Annotated in this window: 12 protein-coding genes; 11 read left to right on the top strand and 1 reads right to left on the bottom strand. The window is 60.8% G+C overall.

Annotated features, from left to right (window positions below):
• Window positions 1-2 precede the first annotated feature (2 nt).
• The 9 genes from KGB29_RS18315 to KGB29_RS18275 all read left to right on the top strand — a co-directional run bounded on the left by KGB29_RS18315 (window position 3) and on the right by KGB29_RS18275 (window position 10798).
• The gene (locus KGB29_RS18315) at window positions 3-734 is read left to right on the top strand and encodes a response regulator (RefSeq protein WP_008050538.1); all 732 of its coding nucleotides are present in this window, start codon (window positions 3-5) and stop codon (window positions 732-734) included.
• A gap of 31 nt (window positions 735-765) precedes the next feature.
• On the top strand, window positions 766-2193 hold the full coding sequence (locus KGB29_RS18310; protein WP_218543368.1) for an ATP-binding protein: 1428 nt from the start codon (window positions 766-768) through the stop codon (window positions 2191-2193).
• A 227-nt stretch (window positions 2194-2420) separates the two neighbouring features.
• Entirely contained in the window at window positions 2421-3680 is a 1260-nt protein-coding gene (locus KGB29_RS18305; RefSeq protein WP_150813282.1) for an AGE family epimerase/isomerase, read from the top strand.
• A gap of 117 nt (window positions 3681-3797) precedes the next feature.
• The gene (locus KGB29_RS18300) at window positions 3798-5096 is read left to right on the top strand and encodes an ABC transporter substrate-binding protein (protein WP_150813281.1); all 1299 of its coding nucleotides are present in this window, start codon (window positions 3798-3800) and stop codon (window positions 5094-5096) included.
• Window positions 5097-5253: 157 nt separating this feature from the next.
• Window positions 5254-6162 (top strand): carbohydrate ABC transporter permease, encoded by a 909-nt coding sequence (locus tag KGB29_RS18295; RefSeq protein ID WP_008032969.1) that lies wholly within the window; start codon window positions 5254-5256, stop codon window positions 6160-6162.
• Window positions 6155-7000, top strand: a complete 846-nt coding sequence (locus KGB29_RS18290; protein ID WP_007974434.1) for a carbohydrate ABC transporter permease — start codon at window positions 6155-6157, stop codon at window positions 6998-7000. Before KGB29_RS18295 ends, KGB29_RS18290 begins: the two co-directional genes overlap by 8 nt.
• 3 nt (window positions 7001-7003) lie before the next feature.
• On the top strand, window positions 7004-8164 hold the full coding sequence (locus tag KGB29_RS18285) for an ABC transporter ATP-binding protein (protein WP_150813280.1): 1161 nt from the start codon (window positions 7004-7006) through the stop codon (window positions 8162-8164).
• Between the two features lie 195 nt (window positions 8165-8359).
• Window positions 8360-9706 (top strand): carbohydrate porin, encoded by a 1347-nt coding sequence (locus KGB29_RS18280; protein ID WP_150813279.1) that lies wholly within the window; start codon window positions 8360-8362, stop codon window positions 9704-9706.
• A 237-nt stretch (window positions 9707-9943) separates the two neighbouring features.
• Window positions 9944-10798, top strand: coding sequence for a D-hexose-6-phosphate mutarotase (locus KGB29_RS18275; protein ID WP_150813278.1), 855 nt, complete (start codon window positions 9944-9946; stop codon window positions 10796-10798).
• Window positions 10799-10939: 141 nt separating this feature from the next.
• Here KGB29_RS18275 and KGB29_RS18270 read toward each other — a convergent pair whose 3' ends face one another.
• Entirely contained in the window at window positions 10940-11800 is an 861-nt protein-coding gene (locus tag KGB29_RS18270; protein WP_170948639.1) for a MurR/RpiR family transcriptional regulator, read from the bottom strand.
• A 226-nt stretch (window positions 11801-12026) separates the two neighbouring features.
• On the opposite strand from KGB29_RS18270, the gene zwf reads away from it, so the two are divergent.
• Together zwf and pgl are read left to right on the top strand one after the other, a co-directional pair.
• On the top strand, window positions 12027-13496 hold the full coding sequence (gene zwf, locus KGB29_RS18265) for a glucose-6-phosphate dehydrogenase (RefSeq protein WP_057713554.1): 1470 nt from the start codon (window positions 12027-12029) through the stop codon (window positions 13494-13496).
• The gene (gene pgl, locus KGB29_RS18260) at window positions 13483-14196 is read left to right on the top strand and encodes a 6-phosphogluconolactonase (RefSeq protein WP_102670323.1); all 714 of its coding nucleotides are present in this window, start codon (window positions 13483-13485) and stop codon (window positions 14194-14196) included. Before zwf ends, pgl begins: the two co-directional genes overlap by 14 nt.
• Window positions 14197-14200: the final 4 nt, after the last annotated feature.

Here is a 14200-nt window from a genome sequence, read left to right as displayed (position 1 = left end):
CCGTGAGCTCAGTCAACAAGTCGATTTTGTTGGTCGATGACGATCAAGAGATACGCGAGTTGCTGGATACCTACCTGACCCGCGCCGGGTTCCAGGTACGTACCACGCCCGACGGCGCCGGTTTTCGCCAGGCGCTGAACGAGGCGCCGAGTGATCTGGTGATCCTTGATGTGATGTTGCCCGACGAAGACGGCTTCAGCCTGTGCCGCTGGATTCGCCAGCATCCGCGCCAGGCGCAGGTGCCGATCATCATGCTCACCGCCAGTTCCGACGAAGCCGATCGCGTCATCGGCCTGGAACTGGGCGCCGACGATTACCTCGGCAAGCCCTTCAGCCCACGGGAGTTGCAGGCACGGATCAAGGCGTTGCTGCGCCGCGCGCAGTTCGGTCAGGAGCGCAGTGGCGGTGAGGTGCTGGCCTTCGATGACTGGCGGCTGGACATGGTCAGCCATCGGCTGTTTCACATCGACGGCGAAGAGGTGATTCTCTCGGGCGCCGATTTCGCGCTGCTGAAACTGTTCCTCGATCATCCACAGGAAATCCTCGACCGCGACACCATCGGCAATGCCACCCGCGGCCGCGAACTGATGCCCCTGGATCGCATCGTCGACATGGCGGTCAGCCGTTTGCGCCAGCGCCTGCGCGACACGGAAAAACCGCCACGGCTGATCCGCACCGTGCGTGGCAGCGGCTACCAACTGGCGGCCAACGTGGTTGCCAGCAATGGTCACTGAGACTTTGCGCAAGCTCGCCGCCAAGGTGCCGATGCCGCGTTCGCTGCTCGGGCGGATGTTGCTGCTGACCCTGCTGGCGGTGTTGTTCGCCCAGGCATTGTCGAGTGTGATCTGGGTGTCGCAACTGCGCGCCACGCAGCTCGAGGGCCTGGTCACCAGTGCCCGCAGCCTGGCCCATTCAATGACCGCCAGCGTCAGCTATTTCCGTTCGTTACCGGTGGCGTTTCGACCCTTGGTGCTCGACCAGTTGCGCAGCATGGGTGGCACCCGGTTCGTGGTGACGCTCAACGACAAACCCCTGGGCATGGAAGTGCTGCCCAACACCCCGCGTAAAGAGGCGGTGCTCAAGGCGGTTGACGAAGTGCTGCGCCAGTCCCTCGGCCAGGACACGGACATCTCGGTGACTTTCGTCAGCCCGGAAGACCTGCGCATCTTCAATGGCGGCCTGAAGCTCGATGAATTGCCACGTTCCTGGGCGCACTACGCGCTGACCCTGGAACCGGTGAACCCGCCAGTGCTGGTCACGCAGATCCAGATGGCACCGGGCGAATGGCTGTACATCGCTTCGCTGTTGCCCGAGCCCTACACCAGTCTTGAAGAGCAGGGCCTGCCGGCGCAGCAGGTGTGGTTCATCGTCCTGACCAGCAGCTTTTTGCTGTTGTTCATCGGCCTGCTGGTGCACTGGCAGAGTCGTCCGCTCAAGCGCCTGGCGCGGGCGGCGCGGGACCTGTCGTTGGGGGCCGACGTGGAACCGGTGGCCGAGGGCGGTGGCAGCGAAGTGGTCGAGGTCGGGCGCGCCTTCAACACCATGCGCGAGCGCATCAGCCGTTACCTGACCGAACGCAGCCAGTTGTTCAGCGCCATTTCCCACGACCTGCGCACGCCGATCACCCGCTTGCGCCTGCGGGTTGAATTGCTCGAAGACGAAACACTGCAAGCCAAGTTCGGGCGCGATCTGGACGAGCTGGAGTTGCTGGTCAAGGGGGCGCTGCAATGCGTGAAAGACACCGACATCCACGAGAACATCGAGCCGGTGGATCTCAACCATGTGCTCGACTGTCTGGTGGAACCCTATCTCGCGCCGAACGGCAACGGCCGCGTGACCCAGCAGGGGCGGGCGCTGGCGGCGTACCCGGGCAAACCGCTGGCGCTCAAGCGCTGCATCGGCAACCTGATCGACAATGCGCTGAAGTACGGGCAGAACGCGCACCTGCACATCGATGACGACGAAAGCGCGTTCATCCTGCATGTCGATGACGAAGGGCCGGGCGTGCCGGAGCAGCGCCTGGAGCAGGTGTTCGAACCGCACTTCCGCCTGGCCGGGCAGCAGCAGGGTTACGGCTTGGGGCTGGGGATTGCCCGCAACATTGCCCATAGCCATGGTGGTGAGGTGAGTTTGCAGAATTTGCGTGAAGGCGGGTTGCGGGTAACGTTGCAGTTGCCCCGCAGCGTTGACTAGTCAGACCGCGTTATCGTTCTTCGCGAGCAAGCCCGCTCCCACATTTGATTCGTTCACGACGCAGAACCAATGTGGGAGCGGGCTTGCTCGCGAAGGCGTCAGATCATTCAACACATCTTCCAAGGGAATGTCACAAGCTGGTGACATAACCCACCCCCTTCGTTACAAGCCGACCTTCGTCCGTTGTTTATGCTGCCCCACAGTCATAACAACAAAAAAGGTACGCCATGGACACCTTCCAACCGGCCTTCAGCAGTTGGCTGAACGCACCTGCCCATCAGCAATGGCTCGCCACCGAAGGCTTGCGCCTGCTGACCTTCGCCAAGGCTTCGAAACTGCCTGAAGGCTTTGGCAACCTCGATGAAAAGGGTCGCCTCCCGCCTGATGCGCAAGCCCAGACCATGAACACCGCGCGCATGATCCACAGCTTCGCCATGGCCCACATTCAGGGTTTGCCGGGCTTTGCCGAACTGGTGGATCACGGCGTTGCCGCACTGCGCGGGCCGTTGCGCGACACGCTGCATGGCGGCTGGTTTGCGACCGCCGAACATCGTGACGGCAATACCGGCAAGAACGCCTACCTGCATGCCTTCGTCGCGCTGGCCGCCAGTTCTGCGGTGGTCGCGCAGCGCCCCGGTGCGCAAGCCTTGCTCGATGATGCCATCGATATCATCGACACTTATTTCTGGAGCGAAGAAGAAGGCGCGATGCGCGAGTCTTTCAATTGCGACTGGAGCGAAGAGGAGGCGTACCGGGGCGCCAACAGCAATATGCACGCCACCGAAGCTTTCCTCGCCCTGGCCGATGTCACCGATGACAACCGCTGGCTGAGCCGCGCCCAACGGATTGTCGAGCGCGTAATTCATGGCCACGCCGCCGCCAACGATTACCTGGTGATCGAGCATTTCGACCGCGCCTGGCAACCACTGCGGGACTACAACCGCGACAATCCGGCCGACGGCTTCCGCCCCTACGGCACCACCCCGGGCCATGGTTTCGAGTGGGCGCGGCTGTTGCTGCACCTCGAAGCTTCGCGGGTGAGAGCCGGGATGCTCACGCCGGGCTGGCTGGTCACCGATGCGCAAAAACTGTTCGAGCACAATTGCCTCCATGGCTGGGACGTCGATGGCGCGCCGGGCATTGTCTACACCCTGGATTGGGGCAACAAAGCGGTGGTCCGCCATCGCCTGCACTGGACCCATTGTGAAGCCAGTGCCGCCGCCAGTGCGCTGCTCAAACGCACCGGTGAAGAGCAATACGAACACTGGTACCGACTTTTCTGGGAGTTCTGTGACAGTCATTTCATCGACCGCGAAGACGGCAGCTGGCATCACGAACTCGACCCGCAAAACCGCCCGAGTGCCGATATCTGGCCCGGCAAGCCTGATCTTTACCACGCCTGGCAAGCCGTGCTGATTCCGCGCCTGGCGCTGGCGCCGAGCATGGCCACGGCGCTGGCGCAGCCGTCCCAGAGCGGTTCTATGTAACCATGCGGTGACATTCGCGCATCCCTTCGTTACCTGCGAGGGGATATCCCCTGTTTAGAATCTTATGCAGCGCAAGCAACAGACTTGCATGCATAACAACAAGAAAGGTGCTCCTAGATGAATGCGATTTCTCGCCTCGCTACTGTCATTTCTCTCGCTTCCCTGTCTGCGCTCCCCCTCAGTGTCCTGGCCGCCGAATCCAAAGGTTCCGTTGAAGTCGTTCACTGGTGGACTTCCGGTGGTGAAAAAGCAGCGGTCGATGTCCTGAAGGCTCAAGTCGAAAAAGACGGCTTCACCTGGAAGGACGGCGCAGTCGCCGGTGGTGGCGGTTCCACGGCCATGACCGTACTCAAAAGTCGCGCCGTAGCCGGCAACCCGCCGGGCGTTGCCCAGATCAAAGGCCCGGACATCCAGGAGTGGGGCAGCACTGGCCTGCTCAGCACCGACGCGTTGAAGGACGTTTCCAAGGCGGAAAACTGGGATGGCCTGCTGTCGAAGAAAGTCTCCGACACCGTGAAGTACGAAGGTGACTACGTCGCCGTGCCGGTGAACATCCACCGCGTCAACTGGCTGTGGATCAACCCGGAAGTGTTCAAGAAAGCCGGGATCGAAAAAGCCCCGACGACCCTCGAAGAATTCTATGCCGCCGGCGACAAGCTCAAGGCCGCCGGCTTCATCGCGCTCGCCCACGGCGGTCAGCCTTGGCAGGACAGCACCGTGTTCGAAGACGTGGTGCTCTCGGTCATGGGCGCTGACGGTTACAAGAAAGCCCTGGTCGACCTGGACCAGAAAACCCTGTCCGGCCCGGAGATGACCAAGTCGTTCGCCGAGCTGAAAAAAATCACCGGCTACATGGACCCGAACCGCGCCGGTCGTGACTGGAACATCGCCGCCGCCGACGTCATCAATGGCAAGGCCGGCATGCAGATGATGGGCGACTGGGCGAAAAGCGAGTGGACCGCCGCGAAGAAAATCGCCGGCAAGGACTACCAGTGCGTAGCGTTCCCAGGCACCGAAAAAGCCTTCACCTACAACATCGACTCGATGGCGGTGTTCAAGCTCAAGGCCGATCGCAAGGGCGACATCGCTGCCCAGCAAGACCTGGCCAAGGTCGCGTTGGGTACCGACTTCCAGAAAGTCTTCAGCATGAACAAGGGTTCGATCCCGGTGCGTAACGACATGCTGAACGAAATGGACAAGCTCGGCTTCGACGAGTGTGCCCAGAAGTCGGCCAAGGACTTCATCGCGGACGACAAGACCGGCGGCCTGCAACCGAGCATGGCGCACAACATGGCCACCTCCCTGGCCGTGCAGGGCGCGATCTTCGACGTGGTCACCAACTTCATGAACGACAAGGACGCAGACCCGGCCAAGGCCAGCGCCCAACTGGCCTCGGCTGTCAAAGCTGCCCAGTAATCCCTGACACAGCCTGACCCCATGTGGGAGCGGGCTTGCTCGCGAATGCGGACCGACATTCAACATTGATGTCGACTGACACACCGCTTTCGCGAGCAAGCCCGCTCCCACAAGGGATCACTGCGTCGATTCATTTCTCTAAACCTGGATTATCCCGATGAGCTCTGTGGCGGTTTTCAGCAAAGCCTCACCGTTCGATGCGCTGCAACGCTGGTTACCCAAGTTGGTACTCGCGCCGAGCATGCTGATCGTGTTGGTTGGCTTCTACGGTTACATCATCTGGACGTTCATTCTGTCCTTCACTAACTCCAGCTTCATGCCGAGCTACAAGTGGGTCGGCCTGCAGCAATACATGCGCCTGATGGACAACGACCGCTGGTGGGTCGCGAGCAAGAACCTCGCACTGTTCGGCGGCATGTTCATCGGCATCAGCCTGGTGCTGGGCGTGTTCCTCGCGGTGCTGCTGGATCAGCGCATTCGCAAGGAAGGCTTCATCCGCACCGTCTACCTGTACCCGATGGCGCTGTCGATGATCGTCACCGGTACCGCGTGGAAATGGCTGCTCAACCCAGGCCTGGGCCTGGACAAGATGCTGCGCGACTGGGGCTGGGAAGGCTTCCGTCTCGACTGGCTGGTGGATCAGGATCGCGTGGTCTACTGCCTGGTGATCGCCGCCGTGTGGCAAGCCTCCGGGTTTGTCATGGCGATGTTCCTCGCCGGCCTGCGCGGTGTCGATCAATCGATCATCCGTGCTGCGCAAGTCGATGGCGCGAGCCTGCCGACCATCTACCTGAAGATCGTCCTGCCGAGCCTGCGTCCGGTGTTCTTCAGCGCCTTCATGATCCTGGCGCACATCGCGATCAAGAGCTTCGACCTGGTCGCGGCGATGACTGCGGGCGGTCCGGGTTACTCCTCCGACCTGCCGGCGATGTTCATGTATTCCTTCACCTTCAGCCGTGGCCAGATGGGCATCGGTTCGGCCAGCGCCATGCTGATGCTCGGCGCCGTGCTGACCATCCTCGTGCCGTACCTGTACTCCGAGCTGCGAGGCAAACGCCATGACTAATCAACTCGGAAAATCGGGTATCAGTTTCAGCCGCATCGCGATCTACGCAACTCTGTTGCTGGCGGCAGCGGTGTACTTGATCCCGTTGGTGGTAATGCTGCTGACCAGCTTCAAATCCCCGGAAGACATCCGTACCGGCAACCTGCTGAGCTGGCCGACCGTGATCGACGGCATTGGCTGGATCAAGGCCTGGGACGTGGTCGGCGGCTACTTCTGGAACTCGGTGAAGATCACCGTGCCGGCGGTGCTGATCTCCACGTTCATCGGGGCCATGAACGGCTACGTGCTGTCGATGTGGCGCTTCCGTGGTTCGCAACTGTTCTTCGGCCTGTTGCTGTTCGGCTGCTTCCTGCCGTTCCAGACCGTGCTGCTGCCAGCCTCGTTCACCCTCGGCAAGTTCGGCCTGGCCAACACCACCACTGGCCTGGTGCTGGTGCACGTGGTCTACGGCCTGGCGTTCACCACGCTGTTCTTCCGCAACTACTACGTGAGCATTCCGGATGCGCTGGTCAAGGCCGCACGGCTCGATGGCGCGGGCTTCTTCACGATCTTCCTGAAGATCCTGCTGCCGATGTCGATCCCGATCGTGATGGTCTGCCTGATCTGGCAGTTCACCCAGATCTGGAATGACTTCCTGTTCGGCGTGGTGTTCGCCAGTGGCGACGCCCAGCCAATTACCGTGGCCCTGAACAACCTGGTCAACACCAGCACCGGGGCCAAGGAATACAACGTTGATATGGCCGCCGCGATGATCGCCGGGCTGCCGACACTGCTGGTCTACATATTCGCTGGCAAGTATTTCCTGCGCGGGCTGACGTCCGGCGCGGTCAAGGGGTAGAACATGGCAACTCTCGAATTACGCAACGTCAACAAGACCTACGGCCCCGGTTTGCCGGACACCCTGAAAAACATCGAACTGAAAATCGATGACGGTGAGTTCCTGATCCTGGTCGGCCCGTCGGGCTGCGGCAAGTCGACCTTGATGAACTGCATCGCCGGCCTTGAAACCATCAGCGGTGGCGCGATCCTGGTGGACGACGCCGACATCAGCGGCATGAGCCCCAAGGATCGCGACATCGCCATGGTGTTCCAGTCCTACGCGCTGTACCCGACCATGAGCGTGCGCGACAACATCGCCTTCGGCCTGAAGATCCGCAAAATGCCGACTGCCGAAATCGACGAAGAAGTCGCTCGGGTTTCCAAGCTGTTGCAGATCGAACACCTGCTCAGCCGCAAGCCCGGCCAGCTCTCCGGTGGCCAGCAACAGCGCGTGGCGATGGGCCGTGCCCTGGCGCGGCGGCCGAAGATTTATCTGTTCGACGAACCGCTGTCCAACCTCGACGCCAAGCTGCGGGTCGAGATGCGCACCGAAATGAAACTGATGCACCAGCGCCTGAAAACCACCACGGTCTACGTGACCCACGACCAGATCGAAGCCATGACCCTGGGCGACAAAGTGGCGGTGATGAAGGACGGGATCATCCAGCAGTTCGGTACGCCGAAGGACATCTACAACAACCCGGCCAACCTGTTCGTGGCGAGCTTCATCGGTTCGCCGCCGATGAACTTCATCCCGCTGCGCTTGCAGCGCAAGGACGGTCGTCTGCTGGCGCTGCTCGACAGCGGCCAGGCCCGTTGCGAATTGCCGCTGGGCATGCAGGACGCCGGTCTTGAAGACCACGAAGTGATCCTCGGCATCCGCCCTGAGCAGATCATTCTGGCCAACGGCGAAGCAAACGGGTTGCCGACCATTCGCGCCGAAGTCCAGGTCACCGAACCGACCGGGCCCGACACCCTGGTCTTCGTCAATCTCAACGACACCAAGGTCTGCTGCCGCCTGGCGCCGGACGTGGCGCCGGCCGTGGGCGAGACCCTGACCCTGCAATTCGATCCGGCGAAAGTGCTGCTGTTCGATGCCAAGACCGGGGAGCGGTTGGGGGTGGCTGGCGTGCCGAAAACCGAGGCGCACAGCGCCAACGTCGCTCAGTTCAAGGGCCGCTGAAGAACAAGAAATGTGGGAGCGGGCTTGCTCGCGAATGCGTACTGACATTCAACAACTATGTCGACTGATACACCGCTTTCGCGAGCAAGCCCGCTCCCACAGGGGGGACATGTGGCGGATGGATTGTTATCCGTCGCAACTGATGTAACCGCGTTAAAGAAGAAAAGTTAATAACAATAAAACGAGGAAGTAGGGATGAAGATGAAGAACAAGGCCCGGTTGATCTGCCAGGTTTCAGCGGCGGCAGCACTGGTTCTGGCCGGCAATGCGATGGCCGATGAAGCGTTCAGCTCCGACTCCAAATGGATGACGGGCGATTGGGGTGGCGAGCGTACCAAGCTGATCGAGCAAGGCATCGACATCAAGATGGATTACGTCGGTGAAGTCGGCGCTAACCTGCATGGCGGCTTCAACGATGACAAGACCGCGCGCTACGCCGACCAGTTTGGCCTGGGCGCGGCGCTGGACCTGGAGAAGCTGTTCGGCTGGGATAACACCCAGGCCAAGATCCAGCTCACCAACCGTAACGGTGAGAACATCTCCAACGACCGTATCGGCGATCCGCGTGCCGGCACCTTGAGTTCCTCCCAGGAAGTCTATGGTCGCGGCCACATGGTCCGTCTGACCCAGTTGTGGATTCAGCACCAGTTCTTCGACAACAAGCTGGACGTCAAGGCCGGTTACTTCGGTGAAGGTGAAGACTTCAACACCTTCCCGTGCGAGTTCCAGAACCTGGCGTTCTGCGGATCCCAGGTGGGTAACTGGGCCACCAACATCTGGTACAACTGGCCGGTCAGCCAGGCGGCGATCCGTGTGAAGTACAACATCAATGACGAGCTCTACGCCCAGATTGGCGCGTACAACCAGAACACGTCGCAACTGGAGCACGGTAACGGCTTCAAGCTCAGCGGCAGTGGCACCAATGGCACCGTCCTGCCGGTCGAGCTGGTCTGGTCGCCGAAGGTCAACAACCTGCCGGGCGAATACCGTGTCGGTTACTACAAAAGTACCTCTGATGCCGACGACGTTCTCAAGGACGACAACGGCCAGAACGCAGCGACCACCGGCAACCCTTATCGCGTCCACGATAGCAAGCATGGCTACTGGTTCGTCGCGCAGCAGCAACTGACCAGCCACAATGGCGATGCTTCCCGTGGTCTGAACATCGCGGCCAACGCAACGTTCCATGACAAAGACACCAACTTCATCGACAACTACCAGTCGCTGATGTTCGTGTACAAGGGCCCGTTCGACGCGCGTCCGAAGGATGACGTGGGCATCGGTTTCGCCCGTATCCATGTCAATGATGACGTGAAGAAAAACGCTGAACTGACCAACGCGGCCAACGGTGTTTCGGAATACGACAATCCGCTGTTCTCGCCCATTCGTGAAACCGAATACAACTACGAGATCAACTACGGCTTCCACGTGACCAACTGGCTGACCGTACGTCCCAACCTGCAATACGTCACTCACCCGGGTGGTGTGGATGAAGTCGACAACGCGCTGGTGGCCGGCCTGAAAATTCAGTCGGTGTTCTAACGCTGTTGCGATAAGCTCTCCTCAATGTGCGCATTTTTGCGGACAGCCCTGGCTGTCCGCTTTTTTTTGTGTGGCGAGGGGGCTCGCCCCCGTTGGACTGCGCAGCAGTCCCTTTTTGGGGCCGCTTCGCGACCCAACGGGGTGATGCGGCATTCCGACAAGCCCCCTCGCCACAAAAAGCGCTCTACAGGATAGTGAGAATGTTGAGTACACCCATGTTTTTCAGGACCGTGGCACATGCTTGAGCATCCGCTACAACGCTTCTTCAAATCCTTGCGCGAGCGTCCGGTGTTCGCGTGGGAGCGCTATCAGACGCGCGATGTGCTGGTGATCGATCATCCGCTGTGTCAGGCGGTGTTCAGTCGTCAGGGCGCGCAGTTGTTGCACTTCCAGCCCAAGGGCCAGAAACCCTGGCTGTGGTGCGCGGCAAAGTGGCCGCAGGTCGGCGCCATTCGCGGCGGCGTGCCGGTGTGTTGGCCGTGGTATGGCCGGCATCCGAGCGAAAACGCCTGGCCGTCCCATGGCTGGGCGCGGTTGCTCGACTGGAAGCTGCTCGACAGCGACAGTGACGACGATGGCGTGCGATTGCACTGGCAACTGAAGTTGTGCGACTGGCAGGTGGACCTGCACGCGCACCTGGGTGAGCGCATGGAACTGCGTCTGAGCACCGAGCATCAGGACGACATGCCGTGCCAGTTGAGCCAGGCTTTGCACGCTTACTGGCGTATTGGCGATGTCAGTGAGATAGCGCTGTCTGGACTTGAAGGTGCGCAGGGTTATGACCAGTTGAGCCGACAGGTTTGTCAGCAGGAAGGCGAGTTACGCGTTGATGGCGGGTGTCAGCGGGTGTTCCAGCACGACGGCGAATTGCAGTTGAACGACCATGCCTGGCAGCGGGCGTTGTGCATTGATACCGGGGATACGGCAGACACGGTGGTGTGGCATCCCGGTTCACGCCCGTTGCTCGGCGTGACCTGGAACGAGATATCCGAATTCGTTTGTGTAGAGGCAGCAAGCGGCGGTACCGACAGCCTGTGCCTGAAACCAGGGGAGCGGGCGCATTTGAGTTTGCAGGCGCGGGTGGGGGCTTGATTCTGCGGTGTTGCTGCTGGCCCCTTCGCGAGCAAGCCCGCTCCCACATTCGACCACATTCCAACTGAAGGAATCTGGTCACCTGTGGGAGCGGGCTTGCTCGCGAAGGCGTCCTTTCAAGCAGTAAAGATTCAGGATCGGTCAGTTGAACTCATCTCCCACCGGATACCGGCTGGCATTCAAGCTTTCCTTGATCTTGCGCAAATGCGGCTGGAAGTCCACGCCACGGCGCAAGGTCATGCCGGTGGCGAGTACGTCCAGCACGGTCAGCTGGATGATCCGCGACGTCATCGGCATGTAGATGTCGGTGTCTTCCGGCAGCGGGATGTTCAGGCTCAGGGTGCTGGCCTTGGCCAGTGGCGAGTTCTCGGCGGTCAGGCCAAGCACCGAGGCGCCGTTTTCCCGGGCGATGCGCGCCACTTCCACCAGTTCGCGGGTGCGACCGGTGTAGGAAATGATCACGAACAGCTCGCCGGTATGGGCCACCGAGGCAATCATGCGCTGCATCAGCACATCCGCATGGGCCGTGACGGCGAGGTTGAAGCGGAAGAACTTGTGCTGCGCATCCAGTGCCACCGGGGCCGAGGCGCCGAGGCCGAAGAAGTGGATCTGCCGGGCCTGAATCAGCAGGTCGACGGCGCGACTGATCAGGTTCGGGTCCAGTGCCTGGCAGGCGCTGTCCAGGGAGGCGATGGCGCTGCCGAAGATCTTCTGGGTGTAGGCCTCCGGATTGTCATCGGCCTCCACCGCACGGCTGACATAGGCGGCGCCACTGGCCAGACTCTGGGCCAGTTGCAGTTTGAGCTCGGGATAGCCGCTGACACCGAACGAACGGCAGAAACGGTTGACCGTCGGCTCGCTGACCGAGGCAGCCTGGGCGAGGGCGGCGATGCTGAAGCGGGTGGCCTGCTGCGGGTTGAGCAGGATCACCTCGGCGACTTTGCGTTCGGCCTTGTTCAGCTCTTCAAGGCGATTCTGGATTTGCTCCAGTAAATTTCGCACGCGGTCCATATAAGTATCCTTTACACCTGCGCCAACAAGCGCGCGGCTAATGCAAAAAGGGCCTTTGGTGAGGCCCGTAACGGTGGCCTATCCTACTGATGGCTCCGACCGACCACCACTCGGAATCTGTATTTTGCGAAAATGTTGTGGTTATTACTACATTTTCCCTTGAGTGATGCCTTGAAAAAAGGTATTTGTAGCTTAACTTGATAAAAGAACAAACATCATGCTCTCGATTACGGTTGAACCGTGCACCTTTGCCTTGTTCGGCGCCCTTGGCGACCTGGCCTTGCGCAAGCTGTTTCCTGCCCTCTATCAACTCGACGGCGCCGGCCTGTTGCACGAGGATACGCGGATCATCGCGCTGGCCCGTGAGCCGGGCAGCGAGCAGGAACACCTGGCGTTCATCACCTCCGAGCTGCGCCGCTATGTCGGTGCCAAAGAGCTGGACGAAGCCGTGGTCGAGCGTTTTCTGGCGCGCCTGAACTACCTGCACGTCGACTTCCTCAACCCCGATGATTATGTGGCCCTGGCCGAATCCGCCGGCAGTTCGCAGCGTGTCATCGCCTACTTTGCGACCCCTGCCGCCGTGTATGGCGCGATTTGCGAGAACCTGGCCAAGGTCGGCCTGGCGCAAAACACCCGTGTGGTGCTGGAAAAACCCATCGGTTCGGATCTGGAATCCTCGCGCAAGGTCAACGACGCCGTGGCGCAGTTCTTCCCGGAGAACCGCACCTACCGCATCGACCACTATCTGGGTAAAGAGACCGTCCAGAACCTGATCGCCCTGCGTTTCGCCAACAGCCTGTTCGAAACCCAGTGGAACCAGAATTACATTTCCCACGTGGAAATCACCGTGGCCGAGAAGGTCGGTATCGAAGGCCGCTGGGGTTACTTCGACAAGGCCGGCCAGCTGCGGGACATGATCCAGAATCACCTGCTGCAACTGCTCTGCCTGATCGCCATGGACCCGCCGGCCGACCTGTCCGCCGACAGCATCCGCGACGAGAAGGTCAAAGTGCTCAAGGCCCTGGCGCCGATCAGCCCGGAAGGCCTGACCACTCAAGTGGTGCGCGGCCAGTACATCGCCGGCTACAGCGAAGGCAAGGCAGTACCGGGGTACCTGGAAGAACCCAATTCCAACACCCAGAGCGACACCGAAACCTTTGTCGCCCTGCGTGCCGACATCCGCAACTGGCGCTGGGCCGGCGTGCCGTTCTACCTGCGTACCGGCAAGCGCATGCCGCAGAAGCTGTCGCAGATCGTCATCCACTTCAAGGAACCGTCGCACTACATCTTCGCTCCCGAGCAGCGCCTGCAAATCAGCAACAAGCTGATTATCCGCCTGCAACCGGACGAAGGCATTTCCTTGCGTGTCATGACCAAAGATCAAGGCCTGGACAAGGGCATGCAGCTGCGCAGCGGTCCGTTACAGCTGAATTTTTCCGACACCTGGAGCAGCGCACGGATTCCCGATGCCTACGAGCGGTTGTTGCTGGAAGTGATGCGCGGCAATCAGAACCTGTTTGTCCGTAAAGATGAAATCGAAGCCGCGTGGAAGTGGTGTGACCAGTTGATCGCCGGGTGGAAAAAATCCGGTGATGCGCCCAAGCCGTACGCGGCCGGGTCCTGGGGGCCGATGAGCTCCATTGCACTGATCACGCGGGACGGGAGGTCGTGGTATGGCGATATCTGATTTGAAACTGCCGCAGGGCGTCAGCGCCCATGCATACAAGAGCCCGGTGCTGCTGGCTGAAAGCCTGGCACTGAACGTGGCGAAACAACTGAGCGACGCGATCGACGCCCAGGGCACTGCGACCCTGGTGGTGTCCGGTGGCCGCAGCCCGGTGGCGTTTTTCCAGCACCTGGCCAAGCAGGCGCTGGACTGGTCGAGCGTGGTGATCAGCCTGGCCGACGAGCGCTGGGTGCCGGTCGAACACGCCGACAGCAACGCCGGCCTGATCAAGCGTTACCTGCTGCAAGGCCAGGCGGCCAAGGCGCAGTTCCTGAGCCTGTACAGCGCCAGCGCCAACCTGGAACAGGCGGCCGAGCAGGCCGACCGCTTGCTGTCGGAGTTGCCGGTGATCGACGTGCTGATCCTCGGTATGGGCGATGACGGCCACACCGCATCGCTGTTTCCCAACAGCCCGAACCTTGCCGAGGCATTACAGGTTGATGGCGTTCGTCGCTGCTGGCCGATGCTGGCGCCGACCGTGCCGCATCAGCGCCTGACCATGAGCCGCGCGCTGCTGGCTTCGGCCAAACATAAAATTCTGTCGATCTCCGGTCAGTCCAAGCTGACCACCCTGAGTTTCGCGCTGGCCGGTGACGATGTCGCCGAAATGCCGGTGCGCGCGTTTCTGCAACCCACGTTAGAGATTTACTGGTGCCCATGAGCCA

This window comes from Pseudomonas sp. BF-B-30, assembly GCF_019956305.1.
Classification (GTDB): domain Bacteria; phylum Pseudomonadota; class Gammaproteobacteria; order Pseudomonadales; family Pseudomonadaceae; genus Aquipseudomonas; species Aquipseudomonas jessenii.
This window is presented reverse-complemented; position numbering and strand designations above follow the sequence as displayed.